The sequence below is a fragment of the Streptomyces sp. NPDC048420 genome, from assembly GCF_040651535.1.
Taxonomy (GTDB): Bacteria; Actinomycetota; Actinomycetes; order Streptomycetales; family Streptomycetaceae; genus Streptomyces.
On record NZ_JBEZKG010000002.1, the window covers coordinates 464456 to 478219 of the forward strand.

Annotated in this window: 14 protein-coding genes and 3 tRNA genes; 8 read left to right on the forward strand and 9 right to left on the reverse strand. The window is 69.8% G+C overall.

Annotation, left to right across the window (positions count from 1 at the left end; genetic code table 11):
- Positions 1 to 20 precede the first annotated feature (20 nt).
- Positions 21 to 920: a phosphoribosylaminoimidazolesuccinocarboxamide synthase gene (locus tag AB0D34_RS04840; RefSeq protein ID WP_362656445.1), complete on the forward strand. Its 900-nt coding sequence runs from the start codon at positions 21 to 23 to the stop codon at positions 918 to 920.
- 44 nt (positions 921 to 964) lie between these two features.
- On the opposite strand, the gene AB0D34_RS04845 is transcribed toward AB0D34_RS04840, so the two are convergent.
- The 9 genes from AB0D34_RS04845 to AB0D34_RS04885 form a co-directional block, all read right to left on the reverse strand.
- Positions 965 to 1037: transfer RNA gene (locus tag AB0D34_RS04845), tRNA-Gly, on the reverse strand.
- A gap of 22 nt (positions 1038 to 1059) precedes the next feature.
- Positions 1060 to 1668, reverse strand: a complete 609-nt coding sequence (locus tag AB0D34_RS04850; protein WP_362656448.1) for a response regulator transcription factor — start codon at positions 1666 to 1668, stop codon at positions 1060 to 1062.
- Complete coding sequence (locus AB0D34_RS04855; RefSeq protein ID WP_362656451.1) at positions 1665 to 2015, reverse strand: hypothetical protein; 351 nt, start codon at positions 2013 to 2015, stop codon at positions 1665 to 1667. The genes AB0D34_RS04850 and AB0D34_RS04855 overlap by 4 nt, the downstream gene beginning before the upstream one ends.
- Positions 2012 to 3337, reverse strand: coding sequence for a histidine kinase (locus AB0D34_RS04860; protein ID WP_362656654.1), 1326 nt, complete (start codon positions 3335 to 3337; stop codon positions 2012 to 2014). Before AB0D34_RS04860 ends, AB0D34_RS04855 begins: the two co-directional genes overlap by 4 nt.
- A gap of 14 nt (positions 3338 to 3351) precedes the next feature.
- Positions 3352 to 4125, reverse strand: coding sequence for an ABC transporter permease (locus tag AB0D34_RS04865; RefSeq protein ID WP_362656454.1), 774 nt, complete (start codon positions 4123 to 4125; stop codon positions 3352 to 3354).
- Entirely contained in the window at positions 4122 to 5060 is a 939-nt protein-coding gene (locus tag AB0D34_RS04870) for an ABC transporter ATP-binding protein (protein WP_362656457.1), read from the reverse strand. Before AB0D34_RS04870 ends, AB0D34_RS04865 begins: the two co-directional genes overlap by 4 nt.
- Before the next feature lie 125 nt (positions 5061 to 5185).
- Positions 5186 to 5258 (reverse strand) — tRNA-Gly (locus AB0D34_RS04875).
- An 80-nt stretch (positions 5259 to 5338) separates the two neighbouring features.
- Positions 5339 to 5410 (reverse strand) — tRNA-Gly (locus tag AB0D34_RS04880).
- 123 nt (positions 5411 to 5533) lie between these two features.
- On the reverse strand, positions 5534 to 5851 hold the full coding sequence (locus AB0D34_RS04885; protein WP_123990244.1) for an Lsr2 family protein: 318 nt from the start codon (positions 5849 to 5851) through the stop codon (positions 5534 to 5536).
- A gap of 269 nt (positions 5852 to 6120) precedes the next feature.
- Here AB0D34_RS04885 and purS point away from each other — a divergent pair, with 269 nt between their 5' ends.
- The 7 genes from purS (at position 6121) to purM (ending at position 13732) form a co-directional block, all read left to right on the forward strand.
- Positions 6121 to 6384: a phosphoribosylformylglycinamidine synthase subunit PurS gene (gene purS, locus AB0D34_RS04890; protein WP_015659417.1), complete on the forward strand. Its 264-nt coding sequence runs from the start codon at positions 6121 to 6123 to the stop codon at positions 6382 to 6384.
- Positions 6381 to 7061: a phosphoribosylformylglycinamidine synthase subunit PurQ gene (purQ, locus tag AB0D34_RS04895; protein WP_362656460.1), complete on the forward strand. Its 681-nt coding sequence runs from the start codon at positions 6381 to 6383 to the stop codon at positions 7059 to 7061. Before purS ends, purQ begins: the two co-directional genes overlap by 4 nt.
- Positions 7058 to 9316 carry a phosphoribosylformylglycinamidine synthase subunit PurL gene (gene purL, locus AB0D34_RS04900; protein WP_362656463.1) on the forward strand — a complete coding sequence of 753 codons (2259 nt, stop codon included), beginning with the start codon at positions 7058 to 7060 and terminating at the stop codon, positions 9314 to 9316. Before purQ ends, purL begins: the two co-directional genes overlap by 4 nt.
- A gap of 87 nt (positions 9317 to 9403) precedes the next feature.
- Positions 9404 to 10201 carry a sterol carrier family protein gene (locus AB0D34_RS04905; RefSeq protein WP_362656466.1) on the forward strand — a complete coding sequence of 266 codons (798 nt, stop codon included), beginning with the start codon at positions 9404 to 9406 and terminating at the stop codon, positions 10199 to 10201.
- Positions 10202 to 10232: 31 nt separating this feature from the next.
- Positions 10233 to 11027 (forward strand): META domain-containing protein, encoded by a 795-nt coding sequence (locus AB0D34_RS04910; protein WP_362656469.1) that lies wholly within the window; start codon positions 10233 to 10235, stop codon positions 11025 to 11027.
- Positions 11028 to 11084: 57 nt separating this feature from the next.
- The gene (purF, locus tag AB0D34_RS04915) at positions 11085 to 12611 is read left to right on the forward strand and encodes an amidophosphoribosyltransferase (RefSeq protein WP_362656472.1); all 1527 of its coding nucleotides are present in this window, start codon (positions 11085 to 11087) and stop codon (positions 12609 to 12611) included.
- A gap of 53 nt (positions 12612 to 12664) precedes the next feature.
- Positions 12665 to 13732: a phosphoribosylformylglycinamidine cyclo-ligase gene (purM, locus tag AB0D34_RS04920; RefSeq protein WP_362656475.1), complete on the forward strand. Its 1068-nt coding sequence runs from the start codon at positions 12665 to 12667 to the stop codon at positions 13730 to 13732.
- The last annotated feature ends 32 nt before the right edge of the window (positions 13733 to 13764 follow it).

Consider the following 13764-nt stretch of genomic DNA (forward strand, 5'->3'; position numbering starts at 1 on the left):
AATAACCACGGGGAGGAACCGTGTCCGGATTCGTAGAAAAGCCCGAGCCGATCCAGGTGCCGGGCCTGGTACACCTCCACACCGGCAAGGTGCGCGAGCTGTACCAGAACGAGGCGGGCGACCTCGTGATGGTCGCCAGTGACCGTATCTCCGCCTTCGACTGGGTGCTGCCGACCGAGATCCCCGACAAGGGCCGCGTCCTCACCCAGCTGTCGCTGTGGTGGTTCGACCAGATCGCCGACCTGCTGCCGAACCACGTCCTGAGCACGGACCTGCCGGAGGGCGCCCCCGCCGAATGGGCCGGGCGCACCCTGGTCTGCAAGTCGCTCCAGATGGTCCCGGTGGAGGCGGTCGCCCGCGGCTACCTCACCGGCTCCGGCCTGCTGGAGTACAACGAGTCCCGCACGGTCTGCGGCCTCGCACTCCCCGAGGGCCTCACCGACGGCAGCGAGCTCCCCGCCCCGATCTTCACCCCGGCCACCAAGGCCGCCGTCGGGGAGCACGACGAGAACGTCTCCTACGAGGAGGTCGCCCGCCAGGTCGGCGCCGACACCGCGGCCCAGCTGCGCCAGGCGACCCTCGCGGTGTACTCGCGGGGCCGGGACATCGCCCGGGAACGCGGGATCATCCTCGCGGACACCAAGTTCGAGTTCGGCTTCGACGGGGAGACCCTCGTCGTCGCGGACGAGGTCCTCACCCCGGACTCCTCCCGCTTCTGGCCGGCCGACCAGTGGGAGCCGGGGCACGCGCAGCCGTCGTACGACAAGCAGTTCGTGCGCGACTGGCTGACCTCGGCGGAGTCCGGCTGGGACCGCAAGAGCGAGCAGCCCCCGCCGCCGCTGCCGCAGGAGGTCGTGGACCGCACCCGCGCCAAGTACATCGAGGCGTTCGAGCGTCTGACGGGCACGAGCTGGTCGTAACGCGAAAGGCCCCCGGTGGGAACCGGGGGCCTTTGCCGAAACAGAGCGAACGACGAGGTTCGAACTCGCGACCTCAACCTTGGCAAGGTTGCGCTCTACCAACTGAGCTACGTTCGCATGCGCCGTGGCGCGACAACCACTATACCCAACCTCGCTCGCGCGCGAGCCGCACGGCCGCGTGACGGTTCTCCGCCCCGAGTTTGGAGACGGCCGAGGACAGGTAGTTCCGTACGGTTCCCTGCGACAGCGCGGCCCGTTCGGCGATCTCCGCGACGGGTGCCCCGTCGGCGGCGAGTTCCAGTACCTCGGCCTCGCGGGCGGTCAGCGGCGAGTCCCCGGCGGAGATCGCGTCGGCGGCCAACTCGGGGTCGACGTAACGGTTTCCCGCATGCACCGTGCGGATGATCTCCGCGAGTCGCTGCGCGCTGACGGTCTTCGGGACGAACCCCCGCACACCGGCCGCCAGGGCCCGCTTCAGATGCCCCGGCCGACCATGGCTGGTGACGATCAGCACCTTGCACGAGGGCAGTTCGGACCGCAGGGATGTGGCGACCCTCACACCGTCCGCACCGGGCATCTGCAGATCGAGTACGGCGACGTCGGGCGCGTGCGCCCTCGCCATGGCCAGCGCCTCGGGACCGGTCGCCGCCTCCGCGACGATCGCCAGGTCGTCCTCCAGGGAGAGCAGCGCGGCGAGCGCCCCCCGGATCAGATGCTCGTCATCGGCAAGCAGCACCCGCACACTCACGAAACCACCCACCCCGCGGGCACGAAGCGGCTCTCCGCCGTCACTGAGCCCAGGGGCGAGAAGCTGCTCTCCGCCGTCACGATGCCGGCGGGCACGAAGCGGCTCTCCGCCGTCACTGCGCTCAGGGGAGAGAAGCTGCTCTCCGCCGTCACCACACCCGCGGGCACCAGGCCGCTCTCCGCCGTCACTGCGCTCAGGGGAGAGAAGCCGCCCTCCGCCGTCACCACACCCGCGGGCACCAAGCCGCTCTCCACCGTCACCACACCCACCGGCGAGAAGCCACCCTTCCCCACCACCCCACCCACGGACACGAAGCCACCCTCCGCCACCACCACACCCACCCTCACGAGACCCCCTCCGCCACCACCGGCACCCGAGCCACCACCCGAAACACACCCCCGCTCACCGGCCCCGCCTCCAGCGTCCCGGCCACCGCCGCGAGCCGCTCCCGCAGTCCGGCGAGCCCGGACCCGCCGCCCGGCAACCCCGACACCCCGCCGATGTACCCGCCGCCGCCCGGCAACCCCGACACCCCACCGTTGGACCCGCCGCCGCCCGGCAACCCCGACACCCCACCGTTGGACCCACCGCTCCCCGACGCCCCCGACACCCCGTCGTTCTCCACAATCAGCACCACCCGCTCCCCCTCTCCTCGCAGAGCCACCACGCACCGCTTGGCATCCCCGTGCCGCAGGACGTTCGTCGTGGCCTCCCGCACCACCCAGCCGAGCGCCGACTGCACCTCGGCGGGCAGCCCGGCCGGCTCCCCGGTGACCTCGCAGTCGATGCCGGCGGCAGTCAACACCCCTTGCGCTCCCGCGAGTTCGGCCCCCAGGTCAGCCTCCCGGTATCCCCGTACGACATCCCGCACCTCGCGTTGTGTCTCGTGCGCGATCCGCTGCACCTCGGTCATCTGGTCCACGGCCTCCTCCCGCCCGCGCCGCGCCAGCTGCACCGCCAGCTCGCTCTTCAGCGCGATCACGGCGAGGTTCCGTCCCATCACGTCGTGCAGGTCCCGCCCGAACCGCAGCCGTTCCTCGGCGACGGCGAGCCGGGCGCGGGTCTCGCGGGCCTCGTCGAGCTCGTAGACGGCGGTGAGCAGCCACACCGAGAAGACGGAGGTGAAGGCGAGAAACCCGGCACCGAGCAGCACGGCCACCATCGTGGCCAGGGTCGCCGGACCGGGCAGCCCCAGCGGGAAGGCGATGCCCCCCGCGCCCGCGGCGAACCCCGCGACGAGGGCGAAGACCCGTTTCCGGTCCCGCACCCCCAGCGCGATCACTCCGGCGCCGAAGATCAGCACGACCGCGAAAATCCCACCGGCCGCGGTGTCGACGTCCTCCCCGCCCGGCCCGTGTTCCGTGACCGTGATGGCCGCCGTGGCGACCGCGGCGGTGACCACGCCGAGTGTCCACAGCATGTGGACGGGCTGCTCGCGGCTGCCGCGCGTCCAGTCCAACGCCCGGGACGCCACTACGGCACAGGTCCCCGCGTGCCCGACCAGCATCACCAGCAGCAAGGCGGTCAGCCAGCCCGGCATCGCACCGAACAGCGGCAGCCCGACCGCGGCGACCTCGGTCACCGCGAAGAAGTGGAACGACCACCGCGTATACGTCTCCACCTTCGCCGGCGTGCTCTTCCGCCGCCACCAGCCCCCCGGCTCGCGCATGCTCTCCCCGTACGTCAGCGCCTCGGTTCCCACCGGAACCACCGTCCCACAGCAAACACCGCGAGCACGGTCCAGGCCACCGCGGTCCCGAGGACGCCCAGCGCCTCGTACGCCGAGAGCGTGCCCGCCCAGCCACCGCGGATCAGGGTGATCACGGGCGACAGCGGCAGCAGCTCGCACACCGACGCGAGCCGGTCGGGCAGCAGCTCCAGGGGTACGGCGACGCCCGAGAGGATCATCGAGATCATCACGAACGGCAGCGTGGTGACCTGCGCGCTCTCCACGGTCCGGGTCAGGGCCGCCGTGACGGCCGCGAGCGCCGCGCACATCACCAGCCCCAGGAGCAGCCCGAGGGCCGCGAGATGGGGCGCGTGCGGCGCGGGCACGTCGAGCAGGGCCGTGCTCGCGGCGACCAGCACCAGGGACTGCGTGAGGCCGGTCGCGCCGATCGGCAGCGCGGTCCCGACGAGGATCTCGACGTCCCGCGGCTCCCCGGTGCGCAGCCGCTTCAGCACCAGTTCCTCGCGCCGGGAGGCGTAGATCCCGACGAGGGCGCTGTACACCCCGAACAACAGGGCGAATCCGACCGCGGCCGGCAGCAGTACGAGTCCGACACTGAGCCCGGCGTCCTCGACGTCCATGTCGTCCACGACGGTCCGCAGGCTGAACGGCAGCGCGAGCGGCACCAGCACCGCCGCGACGAGCGTGGCCTTGCTACGCCCGAGCAGCGTGAACTCGGCCCGGGCGAGGGCGCCCAGCCTGCCCGCGGGAGTGGTGACCGTGCTCATACGGCGACCTCCTCGCGCGCCGCGATCCCCAGGAACGCCTCCTCCAGCGAGGCCGACCGCACATCGAGCCGCCGCAGCTCGACCCCGGCCCGCCCGGCCCACACCAGCAGTCCGGTGGCCGTCCGCTGCAGCTCCCGCGTCCGCAGCCGTACGACGCTCCCGTCGACCTCGTGCCCGCACACCCCCAGCTCCCCGAGCGGGGGCAGATCCCCCACGAAGTACCCCTGCGGAAGCTCGAACGAGATCCGTGACGGCTGGGCGGCGGTCACCTCGGCCGGTGTCCCCGTGGTCGCGATCCGCCCCTCGTGCAGGATCGCCAGCCGGTCGGCGAGATCCTCGGCCTCCTCCAGGTAGTGCGTGGTGAGCAGCACGGTCGTGCCACGGTCCCGCAGCGCCCGCACCAACTCCCAGGTGTCCCGGCGCCCTTCGGCGTCGAGCCCGGTCGTCGGCTCGTCGAGAAACAGCACCTCGGGGTCGCCGAGCAGCGCGAGCGCCAGGTCGAGCCGGCGCCGCTCACCGCCGGACAACTGCTTGACCCGTACGCCGGTCCGCCGGGCGAGCCCGACCAGTTCCAGCACCTCCAGCGGCGGCCGGGCCCCGCTGACGCAGCCGGCCCACATCCGCGCGGTCTCGCCGACGGTCAGCTCGGACGGGAACCCGCCCTCCTGGAGCATCACCCCGGTCCGGGGGCGTACGGCGGCCCGCTCGGCGTACGGATCGTGTCCGAGGACGCGGATCCGGCCGTCGGTCGGCCGGGCGAGCCCCTCAAGGAGTTCGACGGTGGACGTCTTGCCGGCGCCGTTGGTGCCGAGCAGGGCGAAGACCTCTCCGTGCCGCACGGAAAAGCTGATCCCGCGCACGGCCTCGAACCCGCCCCCGTACACACGCCGCAGGTCGGTGACCTCAATCACGTGTTCGTGTTCGTCGGTGTTCATGACACCAGCGTCCCGGCGGACCGGACGCGACAGCAGTGCGCGCTGTCACGACTCCGTGTGACAAATGTCAGACGGAGAAGGGGCAAGAAAAAACCCCGGTCCAGTGGACCGGGGTCTTCATCAAGAGCGGACGACGAGGCTCGAACTCGCGACCTCAACCTTGGCAAGGTTGCGCTCTACCAACTGAGCTACGTCCGCATTGCCTCCGACCGGCTCTCACCGATCGGCGCGAGCACCAGCCTACCTGATCGACAAGCGTGATCGGACCGGCGGTGCAGAGCGGGTGACAGGAATTGCACACTGCGCCTTCCCCCTGGAAGGGGGATGTTCTACTACTGAACTACACCCGCATGTACTCCGTGAGCTGGGCCTTTTCGGCCTCGCCCCTCGGCGTGCTCCAGACTCTAGCTGACCAGGTGGGGTGCAACGCAAGTCGGTTGTCCCGAGGGGCGGGTGACCCGGCGTCGACCGCCCTACTGGGCCTCGGCGAACGCCTCGTAGACCTTCTTGGGGATCCGCCCACGCGCGGGCACGTCCATCTTGTTGGCCTGGGCCCAGGCCCGGACCGCAGCCGGGTCGGGAGCGACCTCGGTCTGCTTGTACGCCTTGCCCGACCTGGACCGCTTGCGGCCGGCCTCCACGTAGGGCTCGAGCGCCTTACGCAGTTTCTTGGCATTGGATTGATTCAGGTCGATCTCGTACGACTTGCCGTCGAGCCCGAAGGCGATCGTTTCCGCCGCTTCCGAGCCGTCGATGTCGTCAAAGAGAGTGACCACGACCTTCTGCGCCACGAATATCGGTCCCTTCGTACGGCACGTTGCCAATTCATTTGTACAGTGCCCGACAATGCATTGTGAAGCTCGACTAAATCCTTCCGCGTGTCCGAGCGCAATAGCTGTCGGGTGTCGATCTGAGATCTTTCCCGGAAATTTTCGCGAACAGCCGCCTCCGTGCTGCTCAGTGATGGTCGTCACGTAGATTCCTACAACTCAACGCGCGTAGAAATTTTGTGCGGGTAGTCTGAAGGAACCTGCTCAGCACCACACCACCGGGAGTGCCAGTGGCACGCGTCGTAGTCGACGTCATGCTCAAGCCGGAGATCCTCGACCCCCAGGGCCAGGCGGTGCAGCGCGCACTGCCGCGTCTGGGTTTCGAAGGCATCTCCGACGTACGTCAGGGAAAGCGATTCGAACTGGAAGTTGACGGACCGGTCGACGAGGCCGCGCTCGCCCGCATCCACGATCTTGCGGAATCCTTCCTCGCCAACACCGTGATCGAGGACTTCACCGTCAAGGTGGAGGAAGTCGCGGAGGCCGCGAAGTGACCGCTCGTATTGGCGTCGTCACTTTCCCCGGCAGCCTCGACGACCGGGACACCCAGCGCGCGATCCGCCTCGCGGGCGCCGAGCCGGTCGCCCTCTGGCACAAGGACAAGGACCTCCACCAGGTCGACGCCGTGGTGCTATGCGGCGGGTTCTCCTACGGCGACTATCTGCGCGCCGGTGCCATCGCGCGCTTCTCGCCGGTGATGGAGACCCTCATCGAGCAGGCGAAGGCCGGACTGCCGGTCCTCGGTATCTGCAACGGCTTCCAGATCCTCACCGAGGCCCACCTGCTCCCGGGCGGGATGCTCGGCAACGACCACCTGCACTTCATCTGCCGCGACCAGAAGCTGCGGGTGGAGAACGCGGAGACCTCCTGGACCAGCGACTACAACGCCGGCCAGGAGATCCACATCCCGCTGAAGAACATGGACGGCCGGTACGTCGCCGACCAGTACACGCTGGACAAGCTGGAGGCCGAGGGGCGGGTCGCGTTCCGTTACCTCGACTTCAACCCCAACGGCTCGCTCAACGACATCGCCGGCATCACCAACGAGGCCGGGAACGTCGTAGGCCTCATGCCGCACCCCGAGCACGCCGTGGAGCCGCTCATCGGCACCGGCCGCACCGACGGTCTGCCCTTCTTCACCTCGATCCTCAAGAAGCTGGTCAACGCATGAGCCGGACGCCTCTGGACACGGTCGAGCACGCGGCCGCGACCCCCGACGTCGAGCTGCCCTGGGCCGAACTCGGTCTGAAGAAGGACGAGTACGAGCGGGTGGTGGAGATCCTCGGCCGCCGCCCGACCGGCGCCGAGCTCGCCATGTACTCGGTCATGTGGTCCGAGCACTGCTCGTACAAGTCCTCGAAGGTGCACCTGCGCCAGTTCGGCGAGAAGGCCCCGCAGTCCGACGCGCTGCTCGTCGGTATCGGCGAGAACGCCGGTGTCGTCGACGTCGGTCAGGGTTACGCCGTCACCTTCAAGGTCGAGTCGCACAACCACCCGTCGTACGTCGAGCCCTACCAGGGCGCGGCCACCGGCGTCGGCGGCATCGTGCGCGACATCATCGCGATGGGTGCGCGGCCGGTGGCGGTCGTGGACCCGCTGCGTTTCGGTGCGGCCGACCACCCGGACACCAAGCGGGTGCTCCCGGGTGTCGTCGCCGGCATCGGCGGTTACGGCAACTGCCTCGGGCTCCCCAACATCGGCGGCGAGGTCGTCTTCGACGCCTGCTACCAGGGAAATCCGCTGGTCAACGCCGGTGCCATCGGCGTCATGCGGCACGAGGACATCCACCTCGCGAAGGCGTCCGGCGCGGGCAACAAGGTCATCCTGTACGGGGCCCGTACGGGCGGCGACGGCATCGGCGGCGCGTCAATCCTCGCCTCCGAGACCTTCGACGACGCGAAGCCCTCCAAGCGCCCCGCGGTCCAGGTCGGCGACCCCTTCCAGGAGAAGCTCCTCATCGAGTGCACCCTGGAGGCCTTCCAGGAGAAGCTGGTCGTCGGCATCCAGGACCTGGGCGCGGCGGGTCTGTCGTGTGCGACGAGTGAGCTCGCCTCGAACGGCTCCGGCGGCATGCGCGTCACCCTGGACGACGTACCCCTGCGCGACTCGACCCTGTCTCCCGAGGAAATCCTCATGAGCGAGTCGCAGGAACGCATGTGCGCGGTCGTGGAGCCGGAGAAGGTCGACCGGTTCCTGGAGATCTGCGACAAGTGGGACGTCATCGCCACCGTGATCGGTGAGGTCACCGACGGCGACCGTCTGGAGATCTTCTGGCACGGCGGCAAGATCGTGGACGTCGACCCGCGGACCGTGGCCCACGACGGCCCGGTCTACGAGCGGCCGTACGCCCGCCCGTCCTGGCAGGACGAGCTCCAGGCCGACGACGCGGGCAAGCTGCCGCGGCCCTCGTCGAGCGAGGAGCTGAAGGACCAGGTCCTGAAGCTGGTGTCGTCCCCCAACCAGGCCTCCAAGAAGTGGATCACCTCGCAGTACGACCACTTCGTGCAGGGCAACACGGTGCTGGCCCAGCCGGAGGACTCCGGCATGATCCGCATCGACGAGGAGACCGGCCTCGGCGTCGCCATCGCGACCGACGGCAACGGCCGTTACGCGAAGCTCGACCCGTACGCGGGCGCCCAGTTGGCGCTCTCGGAGGCCTACCGCAACGTGGCGACGACCGGTGCCAAGCCGCTCGCCGTCTCCGACTGCCTGAACTTCGGCTCGCCCGAGGACCCGGCCGTCATGTGGCAGTTCGCGGAGGCCATCCGCGGACTCGCCGACGCCTGCCAGCAGTTGGGCACCCCGGTGACCGGTGGCAATGTCTCCCTCTACAACCAGACGGGCGAGGCCGCCATCCACCCGACCCCCGTGGTCGCGGTGCTGGGCGTCATCGACGACGTCGCCCGTCGCACCCCGGTCGCCTTCCAGGAGGAGGGCCAGCTGCTGTACCTCCTCGGCGACACCCGCGAGGAGTTCGGCGGCTCGGCCTGGTCGCAGGTCGTCCACGACCACCTCGGTGGCCTGCCGCCCAAGGTCGACCTGGAGCGCGAGCGCCTGCTCGCCGAGATCCTGATCTCCGCCTCCCGGGACGGCATGATCGACTCCGCGCACGACCTGTCCGACGGCGGCCTGATCCAGGCCGTCGTGGAGTCGGCGCTCCTCGGCGGCAAGGGCGCCCGCCTGATCGTCCCGGACGGTCTGGACGCGTTCACGCTGCTGTTCTCGGAGTCGGCCGGCCGCGCGGTGGTTGCCGTCCCCCGCTCCGAGGAGCTCCGCTTCAACGACATGTGCGGCGCCCGGGGCCTGCCCGTCACCCGCATCGGTGTCGTGGACGGCGACTCGGTCGAGCTCCAGGGCGAGTTCGAGCTGTCCCTGGAGGAGCTGCGCGTCGCTCACGAGGAGACGATCCCGGCACTGCTCAAGTAGCCGGTGGTCGTACGCCTGCGAAGGCCCCGCCCGTCGTTGTGACGGGCGGGGCCTTCGGCATGGGGTCACCGGACTAGGCTCACCGCCATGTCCACGGCCAAGAAGCGTGCCCGCACCTACGACCCCGTCAAGATCCGCAAGGCCGTCCAGGCCCAGCTCGGGAACGTACGGGAGGCCGTACGCACCCTGGCCCCCGAGCAGCTGGCGCTCCCGACGCGGCTGGGCGAATGGACCGTACGGGAGCTGATCGCGCACATCGGGATGGCGGTCACAGCCGTCCACCGGGCCCTCGACCTGCCCGCGCCCGCGCGACAGGACGCCACCCTTCTCGACTGGCCCTTCGCCACCGCCGCCAACTCGGTGGCCATCGCCGACTTCACCCGCGGCCTCGCCGAACGCCACCCCGACCTCGACGCCTACCTCACCGACGTCGACCGGACCCTGACCGACCTGCTGGACACGCACCCCGGCACCCGGCTCCTCGCGACCAACGTGGGCGCGCTGCCGCTGGCCGACTACCTCGTCACCCGGACCGTCGAGCTCGTCGTCCACACCGACGACCTCAACGCGGCCGTCCCCGGCCTCGACATCCCGTACGACCGCCAGGCCCTCGCCGCCTGCACCCGGCTCCTCGCCGACGCCCTCGCCACCAAAGCGCCCGGCGGTTCGACCGAGGTGCGGATCCCGCCGTACGCCGTCGTGCAGTGCGTCGAGGGGCCGAAGCACACCCGCGGCACCCCGCCGAACGTCGTCGAGACCGACCCGCTGACCTGGATGCGGCTCGCCACCGGGCGTCTGGCCTGGAAGGACGCGCTGGACGAGGCGAAGGTCGGCGCGAGCGGGGAGCGGGCCGACCTGGGCGGACTGCTGCCGCTGATGGGCTGAACCCATCGCGGGGCTCGTGCGTCCAAGAGTCATGAAGCGGACGACATACGCCAAGTACGCCGCCGCGGCCCTGGCCGGGACCACCGTCCTGGCCGCCTGCGGCACGGAGTCGGTGGGCACCAGGACCGAGGACGTCTCCACCATCGCGGACACCTCCTGGGTGCCACGGAAGGTCACCGTCGACGGCAAGGACTACGCCCTGCCCGAGAAGGGTGCTCTGAAGGCGGCCCACATCACCTTCAAGCCAGGCACCGCCGACCCGGACGTCGGCGGTGGTGAGTCCGGCGGTTCCGTGGGCTGCAACAGCATCGGCGCCGACGTGGCCGTCAAGGGCGACACCGTGAAGGTCTCCGACCTCACCAGGACACTGATCGGCTGCCAGGGGGCCGTGGGGGAGTTCGAGGAGAAGTTCGTCGCCGTCTTCGACAACGACCTCAAGGCCGAACTGGACGGGCCTTCGGGCGCCAGGACCCTCACCCTGACCAGCCCCGAGGGCGACCGCATCACCCTCCGCGAGCAGAAGCCCCCCGCCCTGAAGGGCACCCGCTGGTCCCTCGGCGAGAACGCCTACCTCACCCTCACCAGGAACAACACCGTCACCGGCAGCCTCGGCTGCAACACCTTCAACGGCAAGGCCACCGTCAAGGACCGCACCATCGAGTTCGGGCGCCTGTCGACCACACGCATGACGTGTTCCGCCCCGGTGATGAAGACCGAGCGCCGACTCGCCGAAATCCTCTCCGGCAAGGTCTCCTACCAGCAGAAACACGATTCCCTGACCCTCACCGGGACCTCCGGCGAGAGCGTTACGGCCCGCGCGGAGTAAGAAAGCCCACTCTCCGCGAATTCGGACCAGTGGTCGATCTCGCCTACACTCGGAGCCGTGCCACGTGGTGACGGACGACTCAACCACGACCTGCTCCCCGGTGAGAAGGGCCCCCAGGACGCTTGTGGCGTCTTCGGTGTCTGGGCTCCGGGCGAAGAGGTCGCCAAGCTCACGTACTTCGGGCTCTACGCCCTCCAGCATCGGGGCCAGGAATCCGCGGGAATCGCGGTCAGCAACGGCTCCCAGATCCTCGTCTTCAAGGACATGGGCCTCGTTTCCCAGGTCTTCGACGAGACCTCCCTCGGCTCGCTCACCGGTCACATCGCGGTCGGTCACGCCCGCTACTCGACCACCGGCGCCTCCGTGTGGGAGAACGCCCAGCCGACGTTCCGTGCCACCGCGCACGGTTCCATCGCGCTCGGTCACAACGGCAACCTGGTCAACACGGCGCAGCTAGCCGAGATGGTCGCCGACCTGCCCAAGCAGGAGGGCCGCAGCCCGCGCGTGGCCGCCACCAACGACACCGACCTGCTCACCGCGCTTCTCGCGGCCCAGGTCGACGAGGACGGCAAGCCCCTGACCATCGAGGAGGCGGCCCACTCCGTCCTCCCGAAGGTGCGCGGCGCGTTCTCGCTCGTCTTCATGGACGAGCACACCCTCTACGCCGCCCGCGACCCGCAGGGCATCCGCCCGCTGGTCCTGGGCCGCCTGGAGCGCGGCTGGGTGGTCGCCTCCGAGTCCGCCGCCCTCGACATCTGCGGCGCCTCCTACGTCCGCGAGATCGAGCCGGGCGAGTTCGTCGCCATCGACGAGAACGGCCTGCGCACCTCCCGATTCGCGGAAGCGAAGCCGAAGGGCTGTGTCTTCGAGTACGTCTATCTGGCGCGCCCCGACACCGACATCGCCGGCCGGAACGTGTACCTCTCCCGCGTGGAGATGGGCCGCAAGCTCGCCAAGGAAGCCCCCGTAGAGGCCGACCTGGTCATAGCTACTCCGGAGTCGGGCACCCCGGCGGCCATCGGCTACGCCGAGGCATCCGGCATCCCGTTCGGCGCGGGTCTCGTGAAGAACGCCTACGTCGGCCGTACGTTCATCCAGCCCTCCCAGACGATCCGCCAGCTCGGCATCCGTCTGAAGCTGAACCCGCTCAAGGAAGTCATCAAGGGCAAGCGGCTGGTCGTCGTCGACGACTCGATCGTGCGCGGCAACACCCAGCGCGCCCTGGTCCGCATGCTCCGCGAGGCGGGCGCCGCCGAGGTCCACATCCGGATCTCCTCGCCGCCGGTCAAGTGGCCCTGCTTCTTCGGCATCGACTTCGCCACCCGCGCGGAGCTCATCGCCAACGGCATGACCATTGACGAGATCGGCACCAGCCTGGGCGCCGACTCCCTCGCCTACATCTCCATCGACGGCATGATCGAGGCGACCACCATCGCCAAGCCGAACCTCTGCCGCGCCTGCTTCGACGGCGAGTACCCGATGGAGCTCCCGGACCCCGAGCTGCTCGGCAAGCAGCTCCTGGAGACCGAGCTGGCCGCCGGCACGGCGGTCACGGCCGCGGTCGACGCGATCCGCCGTCCGTAGTCAGCCCGTAACACCTGCTTACCTGCAGTACGACACGAAAGTTCTCACAAGCCATGTCTGAGACAACCGGTGCCAGCTACGCAGCCGCGGGCGTCGACATCGAGGCGGGCGACCGCGCCGTAGAACTGATGAAGGAGTGGGTGAAGAAGACCCAGCGCCCCGAGGTCCTCGGCGGCCTCGGCGGATTCGCCGGTCTCTTCGACGCCTCCGCCCTCAAGCGCTTCGAGCGTCCCCTGCTCGCCTCCGCCACGGACGGCGTCGGCACCAAGGTCGACATCGCGCGCCGCCTGGGCGTCTACGACACCATCGGCCACGACCTGGTCGCGATGGTCATGGACGACATCGTGGTGTGCGGCGCCGAGCCGCTGTTCATGACCGACTACATCTGCGTCGGCAAGGTCCACCCCGAGCGGGTCGCCGCGATCGTCAAGGGCATCGCCGAGGGCTGTGTGCTCGCCGGCTGCGCCCTGGTGGGCGGCGAGACGGCCGAACACCCTGGTCTGCTGGGGCCGGACGACTTCGACGTCGCCGGCGCCGGTACGGGCGTCGTGGAGGCCGACCGGCTGCTCGGCGCGGATCGCATCCGTAAGGGTGACGCCGTCATCGCCATGGCGGCCTCGGGTCTTCACTCGAACGGGTACTCGCTCGTCCGTCATGTGCTCCTGGACCAGGCGGGCCTCGCCCTGGAGACCCGGATCGAGGAACTGGGCCGCACGCTCGGCGAGGAGCTACTGGAGCCCACCAAGATTTACTCGCTGGACTGCCTGGCTCTGATCCGCACCGCGCAGGTGCACGCCTTCTCGCACGTCACCGGGGGCGGCCTCGCCGCCAACCTGGCCCGGGTGATCCCCGACGACCTGCACGCGATCGTCGACCGCACCACCTGGACCCCGGACCCGATCTTCGACCTCGTCGGCAAGACGGGTCAGGTGGAGCGCCTGGAGCTGGAGAAGACCCTCAACATGGGCGTCGGCATGATCGCCATCGTCCCCGAGGAGTCGGCGGACGTGGCCCTGGCCACCCTGGCCGACCGCGGGGTCGAGGCCTGGGTCGCGGGTGAGATCACCGACCGCGGCGACAAGGAGAGCGGCGCCGAGCTGGTGGGCGACTACAGCGCCTGACAGGCAGCGCAAAACCCGGTCCGGTGGTGTGG

Coding starts and splice junctions, on each gene's coding strand:
- AB0D34_RS04860 (WP_362656654.1), bottom strand. CDS start 3,337: ATGCGCGAGCCGGGGGGCTGGTGGCGGCGGAAGAGCACGCCGGCGAAG.
- AB0D34_RS04865 (WP_362656454.1), bottom strand. CDS start 4,125: ATGAGCACGGTCACCACTCCCGCGGGCAGGCTGGGCGCCCTCGCCCGG.
- AB0D34_RS04870 (WP_362656457.1), bottom strand. CDS start 5,060: ATGAACACCGACGAACACGAACACGTGATTGAGGTCACCGACCTGCGG.
- purL (WP_362656463.1), top strand. CDS start 7,058: ATGAGCCGGACGCCTCTGGACACGGTCGAGCACGCGGCCGCGACCCCC.
- AB0D34_RS04905 (WP_362656466.1), top strand. CDS start 9,404: ATGTCCACGGCCAAGAAGCGTGCCCGCACCTACGACCCCGTCAAGATC.
- AB0D34_RS04910 (WP_362656469.1), top strand. CDS start 10,233: ATGAAGCGGACGACATACGCCAAGTACGCCGCCGCGGCCCTGGCCGGG.
- purM (WP_362656475.1), top strand. CDS start 12,665: ATGTCTGAGACAACCGGTGCCAGCTACGCAGCCGCGGGCGTCGACATC.